At 73.6% G+C, this 25,331-nt stretch carries 25 protein-coding genes; 14 read left to right on the top strand and 11 right to left on the bottom strand.

Going from position 1 to position 25,331, the window contains the following annotated elements; all coding sequences use genetic code 11:
• Positions 1–237: 237 nt before the first annotated feature.
• From ABWI04_RS13465 to ABWI04_RS13480, 4 genes are all read left to right on the top strand, one after another.
• Positions 238–582, top strand: a complete 345-nt coding sequence (locus tag ABWI04_RS13465) for a histidine triad nucleotide-binding protein (protein WP_345174413.1) — start codon at positions 238–240, stop codon at positions 580–582.
• A gap of 125 nt (positions 583–707) precedes the next feature.
• Positions 708–1,784: a PhoH family protein gene (locus tag ABWI04_RS13470; RefSeq protein WP_345174415.1), complete on the top strand. Its 1,077-nt coding sequence runs from the start codon at positions 708–710 to the stop codon at positions 1,782–1,784.
• Positions 1,781–2,257 (top strand): rRNA maturation RNase YbeY, encoded by a 477-nt coding sequence (ybeY, locus tag ABWI04_RS13475; RefSeq protein ID WP_345174417.1) that lies wholly within the window; start codon positions 1,781–1,783, stop codon positions 2,255–2,257. Before ABWI04_RS13470 ends, ybeY begins: the two co-directional genes overlap by 4 nt.
• The gene (locus ABWI04_RS13480; RefSeq protein WP_345174420.1) at positions 2,257–3,603 is read left to right on the top strand and encodes a hemolysin family protein; all 1,347 of its coding nucleotides are present in this window, start codon (positions 2,257–2,259) and stop codon (positions 3,601–3,603) included. Before ybeY ends, ABWI04_RS13480 begins: the two co-directional genes overlap by 1 nt.
• A 21-nt stretch (positions 3,604–3,624) precedes the next feature.
• Here ABWI04_RS13480 and ABWI04_RS13485 read toward each other — a convergent pair whose 3' ends face one another.
• On the bottom strand, positions 3,625–3,963 hold the full coding sequence (locus ABWI04_RS13485; protein ID WP_345174421.1) for a cytidine deaminase-like protein: 339 nt from the start codon (positions 3,961–3,963) through the stop codon (positions 3,625–3,627).
• A 154-nt stretch (positions 3,964–4,117) separates the two neighbouring features.
• Here ABWI04_RS13485 and ABWI04_RS13490 point away from each other — a divergent pair, with 154 nt between their 5' ends.
• The 3 genes from ABWI04_RS13490 to era all read left to right on the top strand — a co-directional run bounded on the left by ABWI04_RS13490 (position 4,118) and on the right by era (position 10,948).
• Positions 4,118–6,250, top strand: coding sequence for an MMPL family transporter (locus tag ABWI04_RS13490; RefSeq protein ID WP_353832591.1), 2,133 nt, complete (start codon positions 4,118–4,120; stop codon positions 6,248–6,250).
• Between the two features lie 52 nt (positions 6,251–6,302).
• Complete coding sequence (locus ABWI04_RS13495; RefSeq protein WP_353832592.1) at positions 6,303–9,644, top strand: ATP-binding protein; 3,342 nt, start codon at positions 6,303–6,305, stop codon at positions 9,642–9,644.
• Between the two features lie 413 nt (positions 9,645–10,057).
• Positions 10,058–10,948: a GTPase Era gene (era, locus tag ABWI04_RS13500; protein ID WP_345174428.1), complete on the top strand. Its 891-nt coding sequence runs from the start codon at positions 10,058–10,060 to the stop codon at positions 10,946–10,948.
• On the opposite strand, the gene ABWI04_RS13505 is transcribed toward era, so the two are convergent.
• The gene (locus ABWI04_RS13505; protein WP_345174430.1) at positions 10,939–11,787 is read right to left on the bottom strand and encodes a hypothetical protein; all 849 of its coding nucleotides are present in this window, start codon (positions 11,785–11,787) and stop codon (positions 10,939–10,941) included. The genes era and ABWI04_RS13505 overlap by 10 nt on opposite strands.
• Positions 11,788–11,889: 102 nt before the next feature.
• Between ABWI04_RS13505 and ABWI04_RS13510 the strand changes: the two genes are divergently transcribed.
• From ABWI04_RS13510 to leuA, 3 genes are all read left to right on the top strand, one after another.
• Complete coding sequence (locus ABWI04_RS13510) at positions 11,890–12,501, top strand: zinc ribbon domain-containing protein (RefSeq protein ID WP_345174432.1); 612 nt, start codon at positions 11,890–11,892, stop codon at positions 12,499–12,501.
• 1 nt (position 12,502) lies between these two features.
• Positions 12,503–13,357 (top strand): dimethylargininase, encoded by an 855-nt coding sequence (gene ddaH / locus ABWI04_RS13515; RefSeq protein ID WP_353832593.1) that lies wholly within the window; start codon positions 12,503–12,505, stop codon positions 13,355–13,357.
• A 132-nt stretch (positions 13,358–13,489) separates the two neighbouring features.
• Positions 13,490–15,217, top strand: coding sequence for a 2-isopropylmalate synthase (gene leuA, locus ABWI04_RS13520; protein ID WP_353832594.1), 1,728 nt, complete (start codon positions 13,490–13,492; stop codon positions 15,215–15,217).
• Positions 15,218–15,274: 57 nt separating this feature from the next.
• Here leuA and ABWI04_RS13525 read toward each other — a convergent pair whose 3' ends face one another.
• Both ABWI04_RS13525 and ABWI04_RS13530 read right to left on the bottom strand, forming a co-directional pair.
• On the bottom strand, positions 15,275–15,520 hold the full coding sequence (locus tag ABWI04_RS13525) for a protealysin inhibitor emfourin (RefSeq protein ID WP_179833582.1): 246 nt from the start codon (positions 15,518–15,520) through the stop codon (positions 15,275–15,277).
• Positions 15,521–15,522: 2 nt separating this feature from the next.
• A complete protein-coding gene (locus ABWI04_RS13530; protein WP_345174440.1) occupies positions 15,523–16,542 on the bottom strand; it encodes a M4 family metallopeptidase in 1,020 nt (339 codons plus the stop codon).
• Positions 16,543–16,751: 209 nt separating this feature from the next.
• Here ABWI04_RS13530 and recO point away from each other — a divergent pair, with 209 nt between their 5' ends.
• On the top strand, positions 16,752–17,516 hold the full coding sequence (gene recO, locus ABWI04_RS13535; protein WP_345174442.1) for a DNA repair protein RecO: 765 nt from the start codon (positions 16,752–16,754) through the stop codon (positions 17,514–17,516).
• The gene (locus tag ABWI04_RS13540; protein WP_345174444.1) at positions 17,513–18,319 is read left to right on the top strand and encodes an isoprenyl transferase; all 807 of its coding nucleotides are present in this window, start codon (positions 17,513–17,515) and stop codon (positions 18,317–18,319) included. Before recO ends, ABWI04_RS13540 begins: the two co-directional genes overlap by 4 nt.
• Positions 18,320–18,546: 227 nt before the next feature.
• Here the strand turns inward: ABWI04_RS13540 and ABWI04_RS13545 are convergent, their stop codons facing one another.
• The 7 genes from ABWI04_RS13545 to ABWI04_RS13575 form a co-directional block, all read right to left on the bottom strand.
• The gene (locus ABWI04_RS13545; protein ID WP_345174445.1) at positions 18,547–18,972 is read right to left on the bottom strand and encodes an OsmC family protein; all 426 of its coding nucleotides are present in this window, start codon (positions 18,970–18,972) and stop codon (positions 18,547–18,549) included.
• A 98-nt stretch (positions 18,973–19,070) separates the two neighbouring features.
• Positions 19,071–20,684 (bottom strand): M4 family metallopeptidase, encoded by a 1,614-nt coding sequence (locus ABWI04_RS13550; protein WP_353832595.1) that lies wholly within the window; start codon positions 20,682–20,684, stop codon positions 19,071–19,073.
• A gap of 199 nt (positions 20,685–20,883) precedes the next feature.
• Positions 20,884–21,270 carry a Fur family transcriptional regulator gene (locus ABWI04_RS13555; RefSeq protein WP_089312674.1) on the bottom strand — a complete coding sequence of 129 codons (387 nt, stop codon included), beginning with the start codon at positions 21,268–21,270 and terminating at the stop codon, positions 20,884–20,886.
• The gene (locus ABWI04_RS13560) at positions 21,267–22,169 is read right to left on the bottom strand and encodes a metal ABC transporter permease (RefSeq protein ID WP_353832596.1); all 903 of its coding nucleotides are present in this window, start codon (positions 22,167–22,169) and stop codon (positions 21,267–21,269) included. The genes ABWI04_RS13555 and ABWI04_RS13560 overlap by 4 nt, the downstream gene beginning before the upstream one ends.
• Positions 22,166–22,882 carry a metal ABC transporter ATP-binding protein gene (locus ABWI04_RS13565; protein WP_378189238.1) on the bottom strand — a complete coding sequence of 239 codons (717 nt, stop codon included), beginning with the start codon at positions 22,880–22,882 and terminating at the stop codon, positions 22,166–22,168. Before ABWI04_RS13565 ends, ABWI04_RS13560 begins: the two co-directional genes overlap by 4 nt.
• On the bottom strand, positions 22,879–23,829 hold the full coding sequence (locus ABWI04_RS13570; protein ID WP_353832597.1) for a metal ABC transporter substrate-binding protein: 951 nt from the start codon (positions 23,827–23,829) through the stop codon (positions 22,879–22,881). Before ABWI04_RS13570 ends, ABWI04_RS13565 begins: the two co-directional genes overlap by 4 nt.
• Before the next feature lie 32 nt (positions 23,830–23,861).
• Positions 23,862–24,170: a DUF6703 family protein gene (locus tag ABWI04_RS13575; protein ID WP_345174452.1), complete on the bottom strand. Its 309-nt coding sequence runs from the start codon at positions 24,168–24,170 to the stop codon at positions 23,862–23,864.
• Between the two features lie 28 nt (positions 24,171–24,198).
• Here ABWI04_RS13575 and ABWI04_RS13580 point away from each other — a divergent pair, with 28 nt between their 5' ends.
• A complete protein-coding gene (locus ABWI04_RS13580) occupies positions 24,199–24,483 on the top strand; it encodes an antibiotic biosynthesis monooxygenase family protein (protein WP_345174454.1) in 285 nt (94 codons plus the stop codon).
• Between the two features lie 139 nt (positions 24,484–24,622).
• Positions 24,623–25,331: hypothetical protein (locus ABWI04_RS13585; protein WP_353832598.1), on the top strand; the 709-nt coding region annotated here is incomplete at its 3' end.

The raw sequence follows: 25,331 nt of genomic DNA on the forward strand, positions 1-25,331 counted from the left end.
CGCGTCCGAACCGACGTGATCCGGGCGTTCCCGCCGGGGGCGAGATGTGCCGCAACGCCTTGCGAACCGGGGGGTTACGCCTGAGCTGACAACCTTAGCCAGTGGCCGGTCGAAATGCCGACCGCTACGGCGATTCGATCGACGGGAATCCTGTCCGGCCGGGACGGCCGCGATCCGTGCCCGCGCCGGTCCCGATAGGATTTCCGCGCGGTCGCGGACCGCCGCGAGGGGAGACAGATGACCGACTGCCTGTTCTGCAAGATCGTTTCTGGGGACGTGCCCGCCACGATCGTCCGCGAGTCGGCGGGGACGGTGGCGTTCCGCGACATCAACCCCCAGGCGCCGACGCACGTGCTGGTCATCCCGCGTGACCACCACCCGACGGTCGGTGAGCTGGCCGCCTCGGACGCCGAGCTGCTCGCCGAGATGGTGCGCGAGGCCCACGAGGTCGCCGCCGACGAGGGCGTCGCCGAGACCGGCTACCGGATCGTGTTCAACACCGGCTCCCAGGCGGGCCAGACGGTGTTCCACGTGCATGCCCACGTGCTGGGCGGACGTGGCCTGAACTGGCCGCCCGGCTGAGCCGCCCGCCGCGCGCGGAAAAATGCTGCGGCGGTGTGTCGGGGGTCGCCAGTACGATGGAACCGGTACACCAGGACACCCGGAGCAGACAGAAGGCAGGTCCGATAGGCCGCAAGGCCCGGCTGATGGTCGAATCAACTCACGCGAGGGCAACCCGCACGGGGCGCGACGACCGGACAGGCTCGCGCTCGCAGATCAAGATCGTGGTGCCGGACGACCACTCGATGGTGAGCCTGCTGGGCTCCCGGGATGAGTTGCTCCACGCGATCGAGCACGCGTTCGGCGCCGGCATCGACATCCACGTCCGCGGCAACGAGATCACCGTGACCGGCCCGGAGGACGAGACCGACCTCGTCTCGCGGCTGTTCACCGAGATGCTCGAACTGCTGAAGGGCGGCACCCAGCTCACCCCGGACGCCGTCGAGCGCAGCCTGGCGATGCTGCGCGGCGAGAGCGGCGCGCGTCCCGCGGAGGTCCTCACCCTGGACGTGCTGTCCAGCCGGGGCCGGACCATCCGCCCGAAGACGCTGAACCAGCGGCGGTACGTCGACGCGATCGACAAGCACACGATCGTCTTCGGCATCGGCCCGGCCGGCACCGGCAAGACGTACCTCGCCATGGCCAAGGCCGTCCGCGCCCTGCAGGACAAGCAGGTCAACCGGATCATCCTGACGCGGCCCGCCGTCGAGGCGGGCGAGCGGCTCGGCTTCCTGCCGGGAACGCTCTACGAGAAGATCGACCCGTACCTGCGCCCCCTGTACGACGCGCTCCACGACATGGTCGACCCCGACTCGATCCCGCGCCTGATGGCCGCGGGCACCATCGAGGTCGCCCCCCTGGCGTACATGCGCGGCCGCACCCTCAACGACTCGTTCATCATCCTGGACGAGGCGCAGAACACCTCGCCCGAGCAGATGAAGATGTTCCTCACCCGGCTCGGGTTCGGGTCGAAGGTCGTGGTGACCGGCGACGTCACCCAGGTCGACCTGCCGAACGGGCAGCTGAGCGGGCTGCGCGTCGTCCAGGAGATCCTGGACGGCGTCCAGGACATCCACTTCTCCCGGCTGGACAGCCGCGACGTCGTGCGCCACAAGCTCGTCACCGAGATCGTCGACGCCTACAACCGGTTTGACGAGAAGCAGGTCCCGCAGATCAAGCAGGGCGCGGCGCGCGGCGGCCCCCGCAAGCGGGGGCGGCAGTGAGCATCGAGGTGCTGAACGAGTCGGACGCCGAGGTCGACGAGAAGGCCATCGCCGACCTGTGCCGGCACGTCCTGGACGGGATGCGCGTCCACCCGCTGGCCGAGCTGTCGGTGCTGCTGGTCGACGAGGACGCGATGACCGAGCTGCACGTGAAGTGGATGGACGAGCCGGGCCCGACCGACGTCCTGTCGTTCCCCATGGACGAGCTGCGACCCGGGCACATGTCCGGCGGCGCCGACGAGGACGGCGAGGCCGACCCGGGGCTGCTCGGCGACGTCGTGCTGTGCCCCGCCGTCGCCGAGAAGCAGGCGAGGGAGGCCGGGCACAGCACCGCGGAGGAGCTGGAGCTGCTGTGCACGCACGGCATCCTGCACCTTCTGGGCTACGACCACGCCGAGCCGGAGGAGCACCGGGAGATGTTCGGCCTTCAGGCCGAGCTCCTCACCTCCTGGCGGGAGAAACGCGGCGGTTGATGAGCACCGCGCAGGCGTGGCTGTCCGCCCTGGCGGTGGGCCTGGTGTTCTTGGCGGGCCTGCTGGCCGGCACCGAGACGGCGCTCGCCCGGGTCTCGCGCGTCACGGTCGAGGAGGCGCTCCGGGAGGGGCGGCGCGGCGCCAGGCGGCTGGCGGAGGTCGTCGCCGACCCGGCCCGCTACGTCAACATGGTCCTGCTGCTGCGGATCGGCTGCGAGCTGGTCGCCACCGTGATCGTCGCGAATCTGTGCATCTCCTGGCTGGACGAGACGTGGCGCGCCTACGTCACGGCCGCCGCCGTGATGATCGTCGTCAGCTACGTGGTGATCGGGGTGGGGCCGCGCACCCTCGGCATCCAGCACGCCGACCGGATCGCGCTGGCGGGCGCCGCCGTGATCCACCCGGTGACCCGGGTGTTCGGGCCGCTGCCCCGGCTGCTGATCCTGCTCGGCAACGCCCTCACGCCCGGCAAGGGGTTCCGGGAGGGCCCGTTCGCCTCCGAGGCGGAGCTGCGCGACCTGGTCGACCTCGCCGAGCAGCGCAGCCTGATCGAGCCGGTCGAGCGGGAGATGATCCACTCGGTGTTCGAGCTGGGCGACACCCTCGTCCGCGAGGTGATGGTGCCGCGCACCGACATCGTGTTCGTCGAGCGCACGAAGACCCTGCGGCAGGCGATGTCGCTGGCGCTGCGCAGCGGCTTCTCCCGCATCCCCGTAGTCGGCGAGAACGAGGACGACGTCGTCGGCATCGCCTACCTCAAGGACATTGTCCGGCGCAGCCAGGAGCACCGGGAGGGCGAGTCGGTCGAGACGGTCGACTCGGTCATGCGGCCCGCCACCTACGTCCCCGACAGCAAGCCGATCGACGAGCTGCTGCGCGAGATGCAGGCCCGGCAGATCCACGTGGCGATCGTCATCGACGAGTACGGCGGCACCGCGGGCCTGGTCACCATCGAGGACATCCTGGAGGAGATCGTCGGTGAGATCACCGACGAGTACGACGTGGAGACCCCGCCGGTGACCTGGCTCTCCGACGACGCGGCCCGCGTCACCGCCCGCCTGCCCGTGGAGGACCTCGCCGAGCTGTTCGACGTGGAGATCGACGCCGAGGACGTCGAGACGGTCGGCGGCCTGCTCGCGCACGCGCTCGGCCGCGTCCCGATCGAGGGGTCCACCGCCGAGGTCGCCACGAACGAGGCCTCCACCGGCGAGCCCGGCCCCGTGCTGTCCCTCAAGGCCGAGACGATCGCCGGGCGCCGCAACCGGGTCGGGACCGTCCTGGTGCGGCGGCTCGGCGCCCCGCCGGCGGACGCCAGGAGCCGGGAGGCCTCGGACCACTCCCGCTGACGGTCCCGGCCGCGGGCCGGTTCAGCCGCGGACGATGTCGCGGACGCTGCCGTCGGGGGCGGCGAGCAGGACCGGGGCCTTGGGGCCGAGGTCCCTGACGGCGGCGACGTCGGCGGGGTCGGCGGCCTCGGCGGCGGTGACGACGGCGGCGGCCTCCAGGTCCTCGGCGCCGCTGGATACGGCCATCGCGACGGCGACCTTGAGCGCCGAGAGCTTCAGGGACGGCAGGTCCACGCTCGTGGCGGAGTAGGTGCGGCCCGTCTCGTCGCGCACGGCGGCGCCCTCGGCGGCGCCCGTGCGGGCCCGCGCCGACCGGGCCAGGGTGATGATCTTCGCGTCCTCGGCGTTCAGCTCGCTCACGCCCCCCAGCGTACGGGCAACGCGGGCGGGCGGGACGGGCGGCTCGGCGGTCCGCCCGGCCGGATCGGCGGACCGCAAGTCGGCGCCAAGTGGACGGCAAGGGGCGCACGCGAGCCTGGGGAGCGTCGAACAACGCCGTTCTGGGGGAGAAGTGATGTCCCGTCTGCTCTACCGCCTGGGAAGGGCCGCCGCTCTGCGGCCCTGGCGGTTCATCGTCGTCTGGCTGGTGCTCGTCGCCGCGATGGCCGGACTGTCCGGTGTCGCCGGGGGCGCCCTGCACGACAACTACACGCTGACCGGGACGGGCTCGCAGCAGGCCACCGACCTGCTGAAGGAGCGGTTCCCCGCGCTGGCGGGGGCCGACGCGCGGGTCGTGGTGCACGCGGAGACGGGCCGGGTCGACCAGGCGAAGCTGGCGGCGGCGGCGACGGAGCTGCGCGGGCTGCCGCACGTCAGCGGCGTCGACCCGGCGCAGATCGGCAAGGGAGGCGCGACCGCGCTGATGACGGTCCGGTACTCGGTGCCGGTCACCGACCTCGGGCCCAAGGAGACCCTCGACCTGCTGCGGTCGGCGACGCGGAGCCTGGACGCCGCCGGCTACCAGGTGGAGTTCGGCGGCCAGGTCCCCGAGAACGTGACCGCGCCCGGCGGCGTCGCCGAGGCGATCGGGATCGTGGCGGCCCTGGTCATCCTGCTGCTGGCGTTCGGGTCCGTGGTGGCGGCCGGGCTGCCGCTCGCCGTCGCGCTGGCCGGTCTCGGCGTCGGCGTGTCCGGAATCACGCTGGTCGCCGCGTTCACCGACGTCGCGACCACCGCGCCGACGCTCGCCACCATGGTCGGTCTCGGGGTCGGCATCGACTACGCGCTGTTCGTCCTGACCCGCCACCGGGAGGGGCTCGCGGAGGGCCTCGACGTCCCGGAGGCGGTGGGACGCGCCATCGCGACCGCGGGCCTGTCGGTGATCTTCGCGGGGTTCACGGTGCTCCTGGCGCTGTGCGGGCTGGTGCTGTCGCGGATCCCGGTGTTCATGACGATGGGGTTCACCACCGGGATCGTCGTCGCGGCGACCGTGCTGAGCGCGGTCACGCTGCTGCCGGCCGTACTGGGCCTCGCCGGCCGCCGGGTGCTGCGCCGCCGCGACCGCGCCGCCGGCGCGGCGATCGCCGTGGAGTCGCCGCGGGTGCGGCGGTGGGCCGTGCACGTCGGCCGGCACCCCTGGCCGTGGCTGCTCGCCGCCGGCGTGCTGATGCTCACGCTCGCCGCCCCGGCGCTCGGCATGCGGACGTGGCCGAGCGACGCCAGCAGCGAGCCCACGTCCAACACCGTCCGCCAGGCCTACGACCTGGTCGCCGAGGGCTTCGGCGCGGGCGCCAACGGGCCGCTCGTCGTCGCCGTCGACCTCACCCGGACCGACGAGGCGTCCCTGCCGGGGCTGCGGGACCGGCTGGAGGCCACCGAGGGCGTCGCGTCCGTGGCGCCGCCGCAGGCCTCCCCGCGCGGCGACGCCGCGGTGATCATGGTGACGCCGGACTACGGGCCGCAGGACGCGCGGGTGACCGGTCTCGTCGACCGGATCCGGGCCGACGTGCTGCCGCCCGACACCGAGGTCACCGGGCTGACCGCCATCTACGTGGACCTGTCCCGGGTGCTGTCGGACCGGCTGTGGCCGGTGATCGGCGTGGTGGTCGCGACGTCGTTCGTGATGCTGATGATCGTGTTCCGGTCGCTGCTGGCGCCGCTGAAGGCCGCGGCGATGAACCTGCTGTCGATCGGCGCCGCGTACGGGGTGCTCACGGCCGTGTTCCAGTGGGGGTGGGGCGCGGAACTGCTCGGCCTGCCGCACAGCGTCCCGGTGTCGTCGTTCATCCTGCTGCTGATGTTCGCCGTCCTGTTCGGCGTCTCCATGGACTACGAGGTCTTCCTGCTCTCGCGGGTCCGGGAGGAATGGCTGCTGCACGGCGACGCGCGCGGCTCGGTGTCCACCGGGCTCGCCGCGACCGGCCGGGTGATCAGCAGCGCGGCACTGATCATGGTGGCGGTGTTCCTCGGCTTCGCCGCCGACCCCGGCCTGGTGATCAAGCAGATGGGGGTCGGGCTCGCGGTCGCGGTGGCGCTGGACGCGACGGTCGTGCGCCTCGTGCTGGTGCCGGCCACGATGTCGCTGCTCGGACGGGCGAACTGGTGGCTGCCGAAGCCGCTCGCCCGCGTGCTGCCGGCGATCGACCTGCACGGCGGCGCGGCGCCCGCGCGGCCCGCCGAGCGGCGCCCCGAGCCCAGCCGCGCGTAGCCGGGGGAGTCACCACAGAAGGGCGGCATGTCCCGGTTAGGCTGATCGGGACATGTCGCCAGTCGTACGCGTTCTCGGGGCCTTCGGGGCCGAGGTGGCCGGAACCGCCGCCGACCTCGGCGGTCACCGGCAGCGCTCCGTGCTCGCCCGCCTCGTCGCCGCGCGGGGCCGCATGGTGCCCGCCGACCGGCTCGTCGACGAGCTGTGGGCGGGCACGCCCCCGCCGCGCGCCGCCGCCGGCCTCCAGTCCTTCGTGTCCCACCTGCGCCGCGCGCTCGAACCGGACCGCCCGCCCCGCACGCCCGCGCGGATCCTGGTCACCGAGCCGCCGGGGTACGCGCTCCGGCTGCCGGACGGCGCCGTCGACGCGTGGCGGTTCGACGCGCTGATCGACGAGGCCGCCGAGCTGGCGGCGGCCGACCCGCGGGAGGCGCGCCGCCGCGCGGAGGCGGCGCTCGCCGAGTGGCGCGGGCCCGCCTACGCCGAGTTCGGCGGCCTTCCGTGGGCCGCGGCCGAGACCGCCCGCCTGGACGAGCGGCGCCGGCTGGCGGTCGAGCACCGCGCCGCGGCCATGCTGAGGCTCGGATCGGCCGCCGAGGCCGTCCCCGACCTGGAGACCCACGCCGCCGCCAACCCGCTGCGCGAGGAGGCGTGGCGGCTGCTGTCCCTCGCCCTCTACCGCGCCGGGCGCCAGGGCGACGCCCTCGCCGCGCTGCGCCGCGCCCGCGCGGCCCTCACCGAGCAGCTCGGCGTCGATCCCGGCCCGGCGCTGCGCCGCCTGGAGAGCGACATCCTGGCGCAGGAGCCCGCGCTGGGCGAGCCGGAGCGGCCGGCGCCGGCGCGTCCCGCCCTGCGGCTCGCGCCCGCGCCCCGTCCCGGCGAGGGCCCGGCCTTCGTCGGCCGCGTCCAGGAACTGGCGCGGCTGGAGGAGGCCGCCGGGAACGCCGCCGCGGGCCGCGGCGGCGTCGTCATCGTCTGCGGCGACGCTGGGATGGGCAAGACCGCGCTCGCCGAGAGGCTCGCGCGCGACCTGGCCGGCCGGGGCTGGACGTGCGCATGGGGGACGGCGCCGGAGACCGCCGGTGCGCCCGCCGCCTGGCCCTGGGCCGAACTGCTGCGCGACCTGGCGTCCGCCGCCCCGCCCGCCGAGGGCCTCGCCGGACGGCTCGGGGCCCTCCTGGACGACTCCGTCATCGGGCGCGGCGACGCCGACGTCGTCACGGGGCGGTTCCGGCTCCACCTGGCCGTCGGCGACTACCTCGCCGAGCTCGCGGACACGGCGCCGCTCCTGCTCATCCTGGACGACCTGCACTGGGCCGACGAGGAGACCCTCGCCCTGCTGATCCGGCTCGCCGGGGGGCTGCGGGACCGCCGCGTCCTGCTGCTGGCCACGTTCCGCCAGACCGAGGTGCCGGACGGCCTCGCCGCCGCGCTGGCCGCGCTCGCCCGGCACGAGCCCGCGCGGATCGAGCTGGCCGGGCTGTCGCCGGCGGAGGTCGCGGCCCTCGTCCGCGACACCTGCGCCACCGGCCTGGACGACGCGGAGCTGTCCGCGATCGCCGAGCGCACGGGCGGTAACCCGTTCTTCACCCGGGAGACGGCCCGCCTCCTGGACGCGGAGGGGCTGCCCGCCGCCACCCGCCGGGTCCCCGCCGGCGTCGGCGACGTGCTGCGCCGCCGTGTCGCGCGGCTGCCGGGACCGGTCCAGACCGTGCTGCGCGACGCCGCCGTCATCGGCCGGGACGCCGACCTGCGCGTCCTGACCGACCTGGCGGGGGACGAGGAGACGGTGATCGAGGCCGTGGAGGCCGGGCTGGCCGCGGGCCTGGTCACCGAGCCCGCGCCCGGCCGGATCCGGTTCGCGCACGCCCTCGTCCGCGACACCCTCTACGCGGGCGTGTCCAGGGCCCGCCTCACCCGCGTGCACGGCCGCGTCGCCGCCGCGCTGGAGCGCCACCTCCCGGGGGAGGCCGCCGCGCTCGCGCACCACTACCTCGAATCCGGCGCCGACCCGGACAAGGCCGTCCGGTACGCGCGGCGCGCCGCCGCGGCCGCCGAGGCGCGGTTCGCGCACGGCGCCGCGGCCGACCTGTGGGGGCGCGCCGTCGAGACGCTCCGCGCGCAGGGCCCGGAGGCGACCCGCGACCGGCTGGAGGCGGAGGCCGCCGCGATCCGGGCGAGCGCCCTCGCCGGGCAGATCGTCGACGCCCGGGCCCGGCGCATCGCCGCCATCGCCGACGCCCGCGCGTTCGGCGACGTCCGCCTGCTCGCCCGGATCATCGTCGCCTTCGACGTCCCCACGCTGTGGACGAGCCGCGAGTACGGGACCCTCGACCTCACCGTCGTGGAGGCCACCGACGAGGCGCTGGCGAGCCTCCCCGAGACCGAGCCGGAGTCGCGGGTCAGGCTGCTGACCACGCTGGCGATCGAGTCGGAGGGCGAGCAGCACGACCGGGGCGCCGCGGCCGCCGCCGCGGCGCTGCGCCTGGCCCGCGCGCTGGGCTCGCCCGAGCTGATCGCCCTCGCCCTCAACGGCGCCTACATCAACGCCTACCGGAGCGCGGAGGGGCTCACCGAGCGGCGCCGGTTCGCGTCCGAGCTGCTCGACCTCGCCGTCGAGCACGACCTCGGCACCTACCGCGTCCTCGCGCACCTGCAACTCCAGCAGACGAGCGTCGCCGCGCTCGACCTGCCCGCCGCGCACCGGCACCGCGCGGAGGGGCGCCGGCTCGCCGAGCAGTACGGGCTGCCGCTGCTGGCCCGCATCGCGGACTGGTACACGGCCCTGGTGCGCGCCTTCGCCGCCCGCCCGGACGAGGCGGAACGCGCGTTCGCCGAGGTCGGCGGCTCCATCGGCCGGACCCGGATCTGGTTCAGCGAGCGCGGCATGGCGCTCCTCGGCCCCTTCTGCCTGCGGCTCGTCCAGGGGCGGGCCGAGGAGGCGATGGAGGAGGCCGCCTGGCTGCACGAGCAGTGGAGGCACGTCGCCGCGACCGCCGACATCTACGCGCTCACCCTGGCCTCCGCGGGCCGCACCGCCGAGGCCCGCCGGGTGGTGGCGGGCGCCGGGCCCGTGCGGCTCGACTACTTCTTCGACCTGACCATGGCGGTCCGCGGCCTGCGCGCCGTCGCCCTGGACGACCGGCCCCTGGCCGAGGAGGCCTACGCGGCGCTGCTGCCCTACGAGGACCACTTCTCCGGCGGCGCCACCGCCGTCGCGACGGTCGGCCCGGTCGCGCAGGTCCTCGGCGACCTCGCCCGTTTCCTGGACCGCCCCGCCGAGACCGCCGCCGCCCACTACCGCACGGCGGTCGAGGTCGCGAACCGCCTCGAAGCCCCCTTCTGGGCAGAGAAGGCCACCGCCTCCCTCACCGCCCTGGGCACAGCGGCATGACCGCGCCCCCTCCAACCCGACTAAACTGGCGGGCGCATCTACGGCCGCGGAAGGCAAGGTCGCCGATGCCGGCGATGGAGGGTCGCAAGGCCCGAACAAGGAGAAAAGGCCATAAGCGCACCCGTTCTGATGGACGCACCGACCCCGGCCACTGTCGCCACCCCCAACGACCTTTATGGCTGCGATCGCGTCCGAAGGCAGGTTCGAGCGGTGCGAGAATCTGATCGCGCAGCGAGCCGCCAAGGCGAGTCGGAGCGATGCCAGCGATCGCCAGCGGTGCTCGACGATGGAGGGCCGCAAGGCCCGAAGGAGGAGGGCGCTGCAATGAGCACAGCGAGACGGAGCGATGCCGGCGATCGCTCGCTTTTCTCGACGATGGAGGGCCGCAAGGCCCGAAGGAGGAGAGAAAGGCCATGAACAGCGGTTTCGCTTGCTTCATCGGGCGGCCCAACGTGGGCAAGTCGACGTTGATGAACGCGCTGGTGGGGACGAAGGTGGCGATCACCAGCAGCCGTCCGCAGACGACGCGGCGGGCCATCCGGGGGATCGTGCACCGTCCCGACGCGCAGCTCGTGGTGGTCGACACCCCCGGTCTGCACAAGCCCCGGACGCTTCTCGGGGAGCGGCTCGACAGCCTCGTGCGGTCCACGCTGACCGAGGTGGACGTGATCGGGTTCTGCGTGCCCGCCGACCAGCCGGTCGGGCCCGGCGACAAGTACATCGCCAGGGAGCTGGCGGGGGTGAAGAAGACGCCCGTGGTCGCGATCGTCACCAAGACCGACCTCGCCGCGCCCGAGCAGGTGGCCGAGCAGCTCCTCGCGGTCGGGCGGCTCGGGGAGTTCGCCGACATCGTGCCGTGCTCCGCCGAGAGCGGCTTCCAGGTCGACCTCGTCGGCGACCTGCTGATCTCCCATCTGCCGGAGGGGATGCCGCTCTACCCCGAGGGCGATCTCACCGACGAGCCCGAGCAGGTCCTCGTCGGCGAGCTGATCCGCGAGGCGGCGCTGGAGGGCGTCCGGGACGAGCTGCCCCACTCGATCGCCGTCGTCGTGGACGAGATGGCGCCCCGCGAGGGACGCGAGGACCTCGTCGACGTCTACGCGCACCTGTTCGTCGAGCGGTCCAGCCAGAAGGGGATCATCATCGGGCACAAGGGCTCGCGGCTGCGGGAGGTCGGCGCGGCGGCCCGCCGGCAGATCGAGGCGCTGCTCGGCACGAAGGTGTTCCTCGACCTGCGCGTCAGCGTCCTCAAGGACTGGCAGCGCGACCCCAAGCAGCTCCGCAGGCTCGGCTTCTACGACTGACCGGCGTCCTCCGGGTCCTGCTCGGAGGTCCGGGGCTTTCCACCGGGCTCCTTCTTCGGGGCGTCCTCCGGGGGCGGGGCGTCCTCGTGCGGGGGGTCCTGGCGGCCCCACGCCTGGTCCTCCGACGGCCAGGCGGCGTACTCGCCGGTCGGTGCCTGCTCCGGGTACTGCTGGCCGGTGTACTGCGGGTCGGTGTACTGCGGGTCCGTGTAGGGGTGCCGCGGGTAGTCCCCGTCCGGGCGCCGCTGCGACTTGGCGACCTTGTCGCTGACCGGGCGGGCGAGGCTGAAGCCGACCACGAGCAGGGCCGCGACGACCGCGAGGTACCAGCCGAACCGGACGGTGATCTGGTAGCCGAGGTCCAGGCCGGTCCGGGGCAGGTCGTCGCGGACGTGGCCGAGCCGCAGCACGAAGATCCCGCACACCAGCAGGGCGAGCATGCCGGGGACCGCGGCGAGCGCGCCGATCCGGGCGTCGCGCCCGATCAGGTCCCAGGCGGCCAGCGCGATGGCGATCACGGCGAGGACCGGGACGGCGAGGACGATGTCGTCGGCGTCGATGCCCGCGACGCTGCCGAGGTCGCGGCTCAGCGAGCGGCCGAACAGGTCGACGACGACCTCGGCGCGCGCCCACGGAAGGAACGCCGACACCAGCAGGAGCGACGCGGCGGCGATCAGGGCGAGGACCCAGGCGGCGCCGCCGGTCCGGGAGGACGCGGCGGGCGGGGAGGGGACGGTCTCGGCCTGGCCGTCGTGCTGCGGCGGGTAGCCGTCGACGGGCGGCAGGAAGGACGGGCGCGACCGCGCGCGTCCCGCGTCGGATCCCAGGTCACCGGTCATGAACCCAGCGTAAACGCACGGCGGGCATTGTCCGGGAGGTCCACCCGGGGCGCCCGCGGGTCGGTAGGTTGGGGCGAAGTCCGTTATGGGAGGAGAGCGCCGGTGTTGCTCGTTTTTGGCCTGACGGCGGTGTTCCGTACGGTCAGCGAGGGGACGTTCCACTGCCCGCGGTGCGGCGGCGACCGCGCCTACCGCCGGCGCGCCGGACGCCGCTGGTTCTCGGTCTTCTTCGTCCCGATGGTGCCGCTGTGGCGCCTCGGGCAGGCCGTGGAGTGCCGCACCTGCCGCGCCCGCCTCCCCGTGTCGGCCCTGCGGGCGCCGACCGCGCAGCAGATGGCCGAGGCCCTGGCCGCCGGGATGCGGGCCGCCGCGGCCCTGGTGCTGCGCTCGGGCGACCCGGCCGACGCCGCGGCCCGCGCCCGCGCGGTCGCGACGGTCACCGGGTACGGCGAGCCCGACTACGACGCGGACGCCGTGGACACCGATCTGGCGCTGCGCCGCACGTTCCTCGAGCAGGAGGTCGTCCGGGCCGGGGCGCACCTCGCCGTCGAGGCCAAGGAGTGGTTCCTCGCGCAGGCCGTCCGGATCGGGCTGGCGGACGGGCCGCTCGGCGAGGGGGAGCGGCTCGCCCTGCACGGCATCGCCGACCTGCTCGGCATGTCCCGCGCCTACGCGCTCGGCGTCATCGTGACGACGGAGGGGGCGGCGCGCTGACATGGACGCCGCCGCCGGTACCGCATCCGCGGGCAGGGCGCTGGTCCGGCCGCCGGGCCCGCGTCTCGCCGAGGGCCTCGTCACCCATGCCGCCCGCCGCCCGGTGGACGTGGAGCTCGCCGAGCGCCAGCACGCGGCGTACGTCGCGGCGCTGCGCGCGGCGGGCTGGAGCGTCCGCGCCGTCGCACCCGCCGACGACCTGCCCGACGCCGTGTTCGTCGAGGACGCCCTGGTCGTGTGCGGCGACGTGGCCGTCGTCTGCCGGTCCGGGGCGCCGAGCCGCCGCGGCGAGGCCGCCGGCGCGGAACGGGCCGCGCGCGAGCTCGGCCTGCGCGTCGCGCGGATCGAGGAGCCGGGGACGCTGGACGGCGGGGACGTCCTGGCCGTCGGCGGCACCGTCTACGTGGGACGCGGCGACCGGACGAACGAGGAGGGCATCTGCCAGCTGGCGCGCCTGCTGGGCGGCCGGAGGGTCGTCCCGGTGGACGTCCGCGGCTGCCTGCACCTGAAGTCGGCGATGACCGCGCTGCCGGACGGCGGCCTCATCGGCGTCCCGGAGATGGTGGACACCGCGGTGCTGCCGTGCCTGCGGGTCGCGCCTGAGCCGGAGGGCGCCCACGTGGTGGTGCTCGGGCCCGACCACGTCCTCATGGCGGCGTCCGCCCCGCGCACGGCCGCCCGGCTGGCGGCCGACGGGCTGCGCGTCACGAGCGTCGACATCAGCGAGTTCGAGGCGCTCGACGGCTGCGTGACCTGCCTCTCCGTGCTCGTCCCCGGACCGTGGCGGGACCGCGGGCCGGGCAGGACGTCTCAGCATCCGGACGTCGGTTTCCGTAACGCGGATGGCATCTGTTAACTTGGCGGACGTGTTGCGTGAGCTGCTCCTCCTTAGCGGCCGCAGCGGGGCCCCGTAACCAGGCCGGCTCCCTCGCTGCGGGGCTTCGCCGTGGACGTCGGCCGTGAGGTTCGAGCAGAGAGAACTCAACGGATGTATCCGCAACAGCAGACTTCCGGCATGCCCTTCCAGCGCTACAAGCCGTTCGCGCCCGTCAGGCTGCCCGACCGGACCTGGCCGGACCAGGTGATCACCGAGGCTCCCCGGTGGTGCGCGGTCGACCTGCGCGACGGCAACCAGGCGCTGATCGACCCGATGGACTCCCACCGCAAGCTCAAGATGTTCGAGCTGCTGGTGCGGATGGGCTACAAGGAGATCGAGGTCGGGTTCCCGGCGGCCAGCCAGACCGACTTCGACTTCGTCCGGCAGATCATCGAGGAGGACCGGATCCCCGATGACGTCGTCGTCCAGGTGCTGACGCAGGCCCGCCCCGAACTGATCGAGCGGACCTTCGAGGCGGTACGCGGCGCCAGGCGGGCCATCGTCCACCTCTACAACTCGACCAGCACGCTCCAGCGTCGCGTGGTGTTCGGGCAGGACAGGGACGGCATCACCGCGATCGCGGTGGAGGGCGCGAAGCTGTGCGCCAAGCTCGCCGAGGACATGGGCGACACCGAGATCTACTTCCAGTACTCGCCCGAGTCGTTCACCGGCACGGAGCTGGAGTACGCCGTGGAGGTCTGCAACGCCGTCAACGACGTGTGGCGGCCGACGCCTGACCGGAAGGTCATCGTGAACCTGCCGGCGACGGTGGAGATGGCCACCCCGAACGTCTACGCCGACCAGATCGAGTGGATGAGCCGGAACCTGGCCTACCGCGACTCCGTCATCCTTTCGCTGCACCCCCACAACGACCGCGGGACGGCCGTCGCCGCCGCCGAGCTCGGCTACATGGCGGGCGCCGACCGCATCGAGGGCTGCCTGTTCGGCAACGGCGAGCGCACCGGCAACGTGTGCCTGGTCACCCTCGGCCTGAACCTGTTCACCCAGGGCGTCGACCCGCAGATCGACTTCTCCGGCATCGACGAGATCCGCCGCACGGTCGAGTACTGCAACCAGCTGCCCGTGCACGAGCGGCACCCCTACGGCGGCGACCTGGTCTACACCGCGTTCTCCGGCTCCCACCAGGACGCCATCAACAAGGGCTTCGACCACCTGCGCCGCGACGCCGAGGCCGCGGGCGTGCCGGTGGAGCAGTACGGGTGGGAGGTCCCGTACCTGCCGATCGACCCGCACGACGTCGGCCGGACGTACGAGGCCGTGATCCGGGTGAACAGCCAGTCCGGCAAGGGCGGCGTCGCCTACATCATGAAGACCGAGCACGCGCTGGAGCTGCCGCGCCGGCTCCAGATCGAGTTCTCCCGGGTCGTGCAGGAGCACACCGACAGCGAGGGCGGCGAGGTCACGGCCGAGCGCATGTGGGAGATCTTCGAGGCGGAGTTCCTCGCCAACGGCCCGCGCGCCGGGCTGCTGGCGCACCGCACGACGTCCCGGGTGGACGAGAAGGACGCGCTCAGCTGCGACGTCCGCGTGGACGGCGAGATCCGCGAGATCGAGGGCGTCGGCAACGGCCCCGTCTCGGCGTTCGAGGACGCGCTCACCGCGGTCGGGATCAACGTCCGGGTGCTGGACTACGCCGAGCACGCGATGAGCGCGGGCGGCGACGCGCGCGCCGCCGCCTACGTCGAGTGCGACGTGCGGTTCGCCGACGGCGAGGGCACGACGGTGTGGGGCGTCGGCATCGACGGCAACATCGTCACCGCGTCCCTCAAGGCGATGCTGTCGGCCGTCAACCGGGTGGCGCGGGCGCAGGGGAGCTGAGCGGCCGGCTGTCTCGGGTTCAGGTGCTTCCGGCCTCCTGAACCCGAGACGAAACGGTCAGATGCGACCGAGGACGTGGTGGACCAGTTCGCGAAGGGGCCCGTGGAGCTGGGCCTCACCCACGGTGGTCCGGTCGCCGTCGATGTCGATTTCGTACAGGAACTGGTCAGGAATTCGGCCCGGTGGCGGCACGCTCTTCAGATCGACGCGGCCGACGAGCCTGGACAGCATGGGATCGCTGGCGCTGTCGGACTCGGCGCGCCGCTCGATCCCCGCAAACCCGCCGCTGCGGACGACTGTCACTCTCACTGCGTCTCGTTCGCCTCCAAGGAGACGCCTACCCCCGTCCAGGCCCGATTCACTGCCTCGGTCTCGGCGGTCCCGGCCCCGTACAGCGCGGTGGCGGCCCGGACCGTCGCGGCGGCGAAGCCGGCGAAGTCGACGTCGGCGGCGAGGGAGCCGCCCGTGAGCGTGTCGTACCAGATGCGTCCGGCCTTCTCCCAGGCGTTGCCGCCGATGGCGGTGGCGGCGAGGTAGAAGGCGTGGTTGGGAATCCCCGAGTTGATGTGGACGCCGCCGTTGTCGCGGTAGGTCTCGACGTAGTGGTCCATGTGGCCGGGCTGCGGGTCCTTGCCGAGCTGCGGGTCGTCATAGGCGGTGCCGGGCGCCTTCATGGAGCGGAGTGCGACGCCGCTGACGCCCGGCGCGAGTAGCCCCTGCCCGATGAGCCAGTCGGCCCGGTCGGCGCTGTGGCCGAGGTGCCACTGCTTGACGAGCGAGCCGAACACGTCGGACACCGACTCGTTGAGCGCGCCGGACTGGCCGTAGTACTCCAGGTTCGCCGTGTACTGGGTGACGCCGTGGACGAGCTCGTGCCCGGTGACGTCGAGGGGCGCGGTGAAGTCGGTGAACAGGACGCCGTCGCCGTCGCCGTACACCATCTGCTCGCCGTTCCAGAAGGCGTTGTCGTACCCGTCGCCGTAGTGGACGGTCGAGACCATCGGAAGGCCCGCGCCGTCGATCGAGTCGCGCCGGTACACGGCCTCGAAGAAGTCGAAGGTCGCTCCCAGCCAGTCGTAGGCCCGGTCGGCGGTCGGGTCGCCGGTGGCCGGGGCTCCCTCGGCCCGCACCTTGCGGCCGGGCAGGTCCTCGCGGTGCTCGGCGTCGTTGATCGTCCGGTCGGGGACGAAGTCCTCGGACGGGGAGGGGGCCCCGGCCGCGGCCGTCCGCCGCTCGGTGAACTGGGCGGAGGTGAGCGCCAGCGTACGGCGGGCCCGGCCGCGTATGGCCGGGTCATCGGCATCGCGGGCGATCCGTTCCAGCATGTGCGGTGGCACGATGTGGCATCTCATGCCACAACGCTGCCAGGTGCCCGTGCTTCCGGCGATGACTTTCGGGGGACCGCTACGGCCGAATCCGGTCACGTTGCGTGTTCGGATCGCCGCGCAGCGGGGTTGCTGTGCGACTTGTGAAGATCCTGGGGAGATGCCCCCGGCGCACCGAGGCATCGGGCGGCGTGCGTCAGAATGAACGGGTGACCCTGTACCGCGACGAAGGCATCGTCCTGCGCACCCAGAAGCTGGGCGAGGCCGATCGCATCGTCACGGTGCTGACCCGGCGGACCGGCCGGATCCGCGCCGCGGCGAAGGGGGTCCGCAAGACCAGATCCCGGTTCGGCGCGCGGCTGGAGCCGTTCACGCACGTGGACCTGCAGCTGTACGAGCGGCGCTCCCTCGACCTGATCACGCAGGCCGAGACCCTGCGCCCGTACGGGGAGGCGCTGGTCACCGACTACCCCCGCTACACGGCGGGGACGGCGATGCTGGAGACCGCGGAGAAGCTCACCAGCGAGGAGGGCGAGCCCGCGCTGCGGCAGTTCCTGCTGCTGGTCGGCGGGCTGCGCACGCTCGCCGAGCGCGCCCATGACCCCCGGCTCGTCCTGGACGCCTACCTGCTGCGCTCGCTGTCGGTCGCGGGCTGGGCGCCCGCGCTCGACGAGTGCTGCCGGTGCGGCAACCGCGGCGGGCTGCGCGGGTTCGCCATCGCGGCGGGCGGCGCGGTGTGCGCCGGCTGCCGCCAGCCGGGCGCCGCGACTCCGGCGCCGCCGACGTTCGCGCTGATGCTGGCGCTGCTGCGCGGCGACTGGGAGTACGCCGACGGCAGCGAGCAGCGCCACCGGATGGAGACCAGTGGCCTGGTCGCCGCCTACCTGCAGTGGCATCTGGAGCACGGGATCCGTTCCCTGCGCCATGTGGAGCGCGAGACGCGCGACGACGACACCGATAGGGAGAGAGTTTGAGCAGGGCCGTATCGCCGCCGGAACCGCACCGGGACGGCGCCACCCCGCCCCCGATCCCCGCGGACCTGGTGCCGCGGCACATCGCCATCGTCATGGACGGCAACGGCCGCTGGGCCAAGGAGCGCGGCCTGCCGCGCACCGAGGGGCACAAGCGCGGCGAGGACTCGCTCTTCGACGTGATCATGGGCGCGATCGAGCTCGGCGTCCCCTACCTGTCGGCGTACGCGTTCTCCACCGAGAACTGGAAGCGCTCGCCCGACGAGGTGCGCTTCCTCATGGGCTTCAACCGGGACGTGATCCGCCGCCGCCGCGACCAGCTCCACTCGATGGGCGTGCGGGTGCGCTGGGCGGGCCGCCGGCCCCGGCTGTGGCGCAGCGTCATCAAGGAGCTGGAGACGGCCGAGGAGATGACGCGCGACAACGACGTCCTCACCCTGCAGTTCTGCGTGAACTACGGGGGCCGCGCCGAGATCGCCGACGCGGCCGCGGCGATCGCCCGGGACGTCCGCGACGGGCGCCTCGACCCCGGCAAGATCAACGAGAAGGTCTTCGCCCGCTACCTGGACGAACCCGGCATCCCCGATGTCGACCTGTTCCTGCGCTCCTCCGGGGAGCAGCGCACGTCCAACTTCCTGCTCTGGCAGTCCGCCTACGCCGAGATGGTGTTCCTCGACACCCTCTGGCCGGACTTCGACCGCCGCCACCTCTGGCACGCCTGCGAGCTCTACGCATCCCGAGACCGCCGCTACGGCGGAGCTGTGCCTAATGCAGTGGGTGCGGTTCAGAGGCCCGGGGGCCTCTGAACCGCACCCACTGCGTGCGATCGCTGCATCGCTCCGGCTCGCCTTGCGGCTCGCTGCGCGATCAGATTCTCGCTCCGCTCGAATCTGCCTTCGGACGCGATCGCGACTGTTCAGGTTGTCGTGTGGCTGGGGAAGCGGCTGGGCTTGGTGGGCCCGTTCCTTCCCCGCCGGGCTTGGTGCGTCCGCTGGGTCGCTCCTGCGTTCCGGCGGACTTCCGGGCCCGAGGGTCAGACCAGGGCGGCGTCGAGGGTGATCTTGGTTCCTGCCAGAGCCTTGCTGACGGGGCAGCCTTCCTTGGCGGTCTGGGCGGCCTTCTCGAAGTCGGACGCGGACAGGCCGGGGACGCTGGCCCGGACGGTCAGGTGGATGCCGGTGATGCCCTCGCCCGGCTGGAAGGTGACCTCGGCCTTGGTGTCGACCTTCTCCGGCGGGGTGCCGGCGCCGGCGAGGCCGTGCGAGAGCGCCATCGAGTAGCAGGTGGAGTGCGCGGCGGCGATGAGCTCCTCGGGGCTCGTCCGGCCGCCGGGCTCCTCCGACCGCGACGCCCAGGTCACGTCGTAGGTGCCGAGCTTGGAGGAGTCCAGCGAGACGGTCCCCTGGCCGTCCAGGAGAGAGCCTTCCCAATGCGCGTTCGCGGTGCGTGTCGTAGCCATGCCCCGATTCTTCACCATGGCGCGGCGGGTGGATCACCCGAACCGCGGGAACGCCCCGCGCCGGAGGACCGGTGCGGGGCATTCCGCCGGGATCGGGACTAGTTGACGTTCACCGCGGACCAGGCCGCGGCGACGGTGTTGTACTGGGTGCTGCCCGCGCCGTAGAGGTCCCTGGCCGCGTTCAGGGTCGCGGTGCGCGCTCCCGCGTAGTTGGTCGAGGACGTCATGTACGTGGTGAGCGCCCGGTACCAGATCTTCGTGGCGGCGTCCCGGCCGATGCCGGTGATCGTGGAGCCGTTGGACGTGGGGCTGTTGTAGGAGACGCCGTTGATCGTCTTCGCGCCGCTGCCCTCGGACAGCAGGTAGTAGAAGTGGTTGGCGACGCCCGAGGAGTAGTGCACGTCGAGGTTCTTGGTGCTGGTCGACCAGGAGTCGGCGGAGCTGCCGTCCTTGCTGGGCTTGTCCATGAAGCGCAGCGCGGGCTTGCCGAAGCCGGGCAGGACGACCTCCTCGCCCACGAGGTAGTCGCCGAGGTCGTTGGAGTTGTTCGCGTAGAACTCCACGGCGGCGGCCATGATGTCGGACGTCGCCTCGTTCAGCCCGCCGGACTCCCCGCTGTAGGTGAGGTTCGCGGTGGAGCTGGTGACGCCGTGGCTCATCTCGTGCGCGGCCACGTCCAGGGACGTGAGCGGGCCGAGCTGGCTGCCGTCGCCGTCGCCGTAGGTCATGCAGAAGCACGAGTCGTCCCAGAAGGCGTTGGCGTAGCCGCTGCCGTAGTGGACGCGGTTGTAGGACCCCTTGCCGTCGCCCGCGATGCCGGTGCGGCCGAAGACGTTCTTGTAGAAGTCCCAGGTCTCGTTGGTGCCGAACTGGGCGTCGACGGCGACGGTGGCGCGGTCGGACGTCGTGCCGCTGCCCCAGTGGTTGTCGGCGTCGGTGAACAGGGTGGCGGGGGCGCGGTGGAAGCACCAGCTGAGGAAGCAGAGGTCGGTGTCGTTCTGGGCGTCACCGGTGTAGGTGTTGCCGCGCGTCGGGTCCTTCAGCTGGTAGGCGCCGCCGGACGGCGTCGTCTGGAGCGGGACGGTCCCGGTGTAGAGGGACTTGCCGTCGCCCGCCTCGGTCTTGATCGTCTCTTCGTTCAGCAGCACCTTGCCGGTGGCGGCGTCGACGGAGGTGAGGATGCGGCTGGGCGTCCCGTCGGCCTTCTTCCCGACCGTCTGGACGCGCCAGGCGAGGCGCGGCGCGTGGTCGGCGGTGCGGGACTCCACGACGAGCGCGGGGGAGCCGTCGGCCTTGCGGTTCTTGGTGACGGCGCGCTTCTGGGCGGTCTTGGCGGAGACCTCCGGGCTGGAGTCCGACGGCGCCTTGGTGAGGGTGAGGCTGGTGCCGCGCCACGTCCCGGCCGCCGTCTCGTGGACGATGATGTCGCCGCCCAGGACGGGCAGGCCGTCGTAGGTGCGGGTCATGCGGGTGTGCGAGGTGCCGTCGCGGTCGATGCCGACCCCGACCACCTGGAACGCCTGCCCGTCGCCGCCGCGCACCTCGGCGGCGCGGCCGGTGAGCGCCCGGAGCGCGTGCTCGGCGGCGGCGCGCGGACTCGGTGGTGACGCCGGCTGCCGCGCGGAGGCGGGGAGCGCGGTGGCGGCCGACGCGAGCAACGTCGCCGAGGCCAGGAGCGAGATCCTTCGGCTGGTGAACGCCCGTCTTGTCATGAACGCCCTCTCGTGCGGGCGCCACGCTCCCCCGAGGACCCTCCGTCGGGCCCGCCGTGGCGACGGGACATTTATGACATAGGGCTACTGGGAAGTAGATATAACAATTTGCCAAGAAACGCCTACAGAGCGTGTGAATTACCGGCCTTGTCCGATTTCAAGCAGCGGCGGACCTGCGGGCCCGGGGGTTCCGGGGACTTCAGGACGGCTTCGCGGCGCAGTTCGCGCACGTCCCGAAGACCTCGACGGTGTGGGTGATGTCGACGAAGCCGTGCTCGGCGGCGATCGTGTCGGCCCAGCGCTCCACGGCCGGGCCCTCGACCTCGACCGTCCGGCCGCAGTCGCGGCAGACCAGGTGGTGGTGGTGCTGCTCGGTGCGGCAGGCGCGGTAGACGGCCTCGCCCTCGTCGGTGCGCAGCACGTCGACCTCGCCCGCGTCGCTGAGCGCCTGCAGCGCCCGGTAGACGGTGGTGAGGCCGATCTTGGAACCGTCGGCGCGCAGATCGGCGTAGATGTCCTGGGCGCTGCGGAAACCCTCGCAGCCGGCCAGCACCTGCCGTACCGCGTCCCGGCGGGCCGTCGTCATCCCCTCAACACCTCCGCCTCGGCATCCACGCGTGGCGGGGCGCCGGGCCCGGCGTCCCCCGCGGTGACGGCGTCGGCCGCGGCACGGGAGCGCCTGCGGCGCACCACCGAGCCCCCGGCGACCGCGGCCACGAACACCGCGAGCGCCAGCAACACGATCGAGGGGCCCGGGGGAAGATCGTACTGGAAGGAACCCGCCAGCCCCGCCACGGCCGACAGTACACCGATCCCCATCGCCGACAGCATGGTGCTCCAGAATCCCCGCGTGAGCTGCTGCGCCGCCGCCACCGGGACGACCATCAGCGCGCTGACGAGCAGCAGCCCGATCGCGCGCATCGAGATCACCACCGTGACCGCGGCGGTCGCGGCGATGAGCACGCTGAGGAACCGGACGGGCAGCCCGGCCGCCCGCGCGACCTCCTCGTCCTGGCAGAGCAGGAACAGCTCGCGCCCGAACACCGCGACGATCGTCAGCACGACCGCGGCGAGCCCCGCGACGACGTAGAGGTCGGTCACCGTCACGCTGCTGATCGAGCCGAACAGGTACGACTGCAGGCCCGCCGAGCCGCCGCCGTCGACGCTCGTCAGGATGACGCCGCCCGCCAGCCCGCCGTAGAACAGCAGGGCGAGCACGGCGTCCGCGCCGCTGCGGCTGCGCGCCCGCAGGACCTCGATCGCGACGGCGCCGAGCACCGACACCACCAGCGCCCCGAGGACGGGGGAGGTGCTGGTGAGCAGCCCCAGCCCGATGCCGGTGAGCGCGATGTGGCCGATGCCGTCGCCGAGCAGGGACAGCCGGCGCTGGACCACGAACGTCCCGACGGCGGGGGCGGTCAGCCCGATGAGCACCGCCATGGCCAGGGCGACGCGCATGAAGTCGTACTGCAGCATCTCGCTCACGCGGGCCTTTCGAGGGTCTGCCGGGCGGTCTCGCGGACGACGCGGCCGTGCCCGAGCTCGACCGTGCGGGTGACGAGCGGCTCCATCGGCCCGAGTTCGTGCGCGACGAGGACGACCGTGCGCCCGGCGCGTGCCAGTTCGTCCAGCGCCGACGCGAGCGCCGCCTGGCTGCCCGCGTCCACGCCGGCGGTCGGCTCGTCCATCACGAAGGCGTCGGGTTCGCCGGCGAGGGCGCGGGCGATCAGCACCCGCTGCTGCTGGCCGCCCGACAGCAGGTGCGCCGAGTCGCGGGCCCGCCCGGCGAGCCCGACCGTCTCCAGGGCGCGGTCGACGGCGGCCCGGTCGGCCGCCCGGTCGGCGAGCGGCGCGGGCCGCCAGCGCGACCGCCGGGCCACCCGGCCGGACGCCACGATCTCGCGGACCGTCGCCGGCACGCCGCCGCCCATCGGCAGCCGCTGCGGCACGTACCCGACGCGCCTCCAGTCGCGGAACCGCGCGGGCGGCTCGCCGAAGATCTCCGTCCGGCCGGCGGCCAGCGGGACGAGCCCGAGCAGCGCCTTGACGAGCGTGGACTTGCCCGCCCCGTTCGGACCGAGGACGGCGAGCACGTCGCCGGCCTCCACCCGCAGGTCGACGTCGGCGAGCACCGCGCGGCCGTCCCGCCGGACGAGGCCGCCGGTCATCGCGAACGGCGCGGCGGTGGTCTCGTTCATGTGCACTCCAGCGCGGGCCGCAGGGTCCGCAGGTTCTCTCGCATGATCGTCATGTAGTCGCCGGACGCCCCCTCCGGCGCGCCCTCGGCCGGGTCGAGGACGGCCGTCCGCACGCCCGCCTCCCGCGCCAGGCTCGCGGCCACCCGCGGACTGGCCAGGGTCTCGGTGAAGACCGTCGTCGCGCCGGTGGAGGACACGAGCCGCGCCAGCCCCGCCAGCCGCTTGGGGGACGGCTCGCCGGACGGGTCCACGCCCGCGACCGGGATCTGCCGGAGCCGGTAGCGGTCCGCGAGGTAGCCGAACGCGGCGTGCGCGGTTACGATCTCCCGGCGCGCGCAGGACCGCAGACCGTCCTGGAACTCCCGGTCCAGGCCGGTCAGCGCCTGCGCGGTGGCCCGGGCGCGCTCCCGGTAGCCGGTCGCGTGCGCGGGGTCGGCGGCGGCCAGCCGCTCGCCCAGCGCGGTGGCCACGGTCGCCATCCGGCTCGGGTCGAGCCAGATGTGCGGGTCGTAGGACGCCTCGCGGTGCCGTACGCCGTCGTGGGCCTCCTCGTCGTCGGTCTCGCCGGGCGGGGAGAGCCTCGGCACGAGGCTCGCGGCGTCGAGCGACCTGCCCTTCGCGTGCTTGCGGACCGCGTCGTCGACGGCGGGCTGGACGCCCTTGACGTAGACGGCGTAGTCGGCGTCCTGGACGTTCGCGACCTGCCGCGCCGTCAGCTCCAGGTCGTGCGGCTCGGTCCCGGGCCTGGTGAGCGTCCGGACGGACACGTCGCCGCCGCCGACCTTCCCGGCGAGCCAGGCCATCGGGTAGAAGGACGCGACCACCGCGGTCCTGCCGGGCGGGACGTCGGCGCCGGCGTCGGCGCAGGCCGTCAGGCCCGCCGCGAACCCGGCCAGGGCGAGCGCCGCGGCCGGCGCGGTTCGCAGGGCTGCGCGGAGAGGGGGCACGGTGCGATTATGGACGAAGATGAAAACGGTTGTCAAAACCGACCGATGCCGCGTCCCAGGGCGAACCCCACCAGGACGGCCAGCGCGGCGAGGCGCAGGATCCTTCCCGAGCCGTCCAGCGCGGGCCAGTTCAGGTAGGCGAACCAGCCGAGCGCGGCGGCGAGCACCAGCAGCCCGGCCGCGGCCACCCAGCCGGTTCCGGCCATGCCGATCACCAGCAGCACGAACACGGCGGCGAGCAGGACCCACCGCGGCAGCCGGTGCAGGAACACCACCGGCGCCGCGCTGCGCCGCTCGACGGCCGCCCGCAGCCCGGTCGGCCGCTCACCTCTCGTCTCCACAGGCCCAACGTACTGCCAGGATGGACGGATGATCGCGATAACCCGGTACCGGGTGCCGGACGAGGAGTCCGGCGGCTTCGCCGAGAGCATGACCGCGGTGCTGGAGGCCCTGGCCGCGAGCACCGGCTTCCTTTCCGGCCGCCTCGCCCGGACCGTCGACGACCCCGGGCTGTGGGCCCTCGTCACCGAGTGGGAGGGCGCCGGACACTACCGCCGCGCGCTCGGCGCCTACGAGGTGCGGCTCCGGTTCATGCCGCTCGCCGCCCTCGCCGTGGACGAACCGGGCGCCTACGAGGTGGTCTCCTCCGCCTGAGCGGCCGCCCGGTCCGTCCCGCGCGGGCCTGGTCAGAATGCGGGCAATCGGCGGTCAAGAAGCGACCCCTCCCGGTTTCGCCGCCTCCGCCGAGGTCATCCCGCACATGATCATGCCGGGCCCGCGGGGGGAGAATGTGATGCGCCATGCCGTCCTGTTCAGTGTGCCGTCCGGGGCGGCGGCCGTCGCCGTCGTCCTCACCGTCACCGGGACGGCCCCCGCGCGTCCCGCGCCCCCTCGGGCGGCCTCGCTGGCCCTGAGGGGGGCGGCCGAGAGCGGGGAGGGCCCGCATGGCCGCGTGGTCGAGTACCGGGGGCTGCGCGTCCCCGTCCCGGCCGGCTGGGAGGTGCACCGGCTCGACCGGGATCAGTCCCGGTGCGTCCGCTACGACCGGCACGCGGTCTACCTGGGCCGCCCCGGCCCGCAGCCCGACTGCCCGGCGCGCGCCGTCGGCCGCACCGAGGCCGTCCACCTCCAGCCCGCGGGGGACGGGCGGACCGCGCGGACCGTCGTGCACGCCGACAAGCTCGCCTCGCTGACCGTGCGGCGGACCGCCGACCACGAGACGCGGCTCACCCTGCCCGAGGCCGGCGTCACGATCACCGGCGTGTACGGCGGGAGCCCGGAGGCGCTCCAGCGGATCCTGCGGGGCACCCGGCTGTTGGGCCGGTGGACCGCCGCGCCGTCCAAGCCGGACGTCCGCCGGACGGCGACCGCCGTGCCCACGGCGCCGGCCGAGGGGACGGCGCCCAGCGGAGGCCCCGGGCCCAGCGGAGGCCCGGTGCCGACCGGAGGCCCGGTGCCGACCGGAGGCCCGGTGCCGACCGGAGGCCCGGTGCCGACCGGAG

It is taken from the genome of Actinomadura sp. NPDC000929, from assembly GCF_040492065.1.
Taxonomy (GTDB): Bacteria; Actinomycetota; Actinomycetes; order Streptosporangiales; family Streptosporangiaceae; genus Spirillospora; species Spirillospora verrucosospora.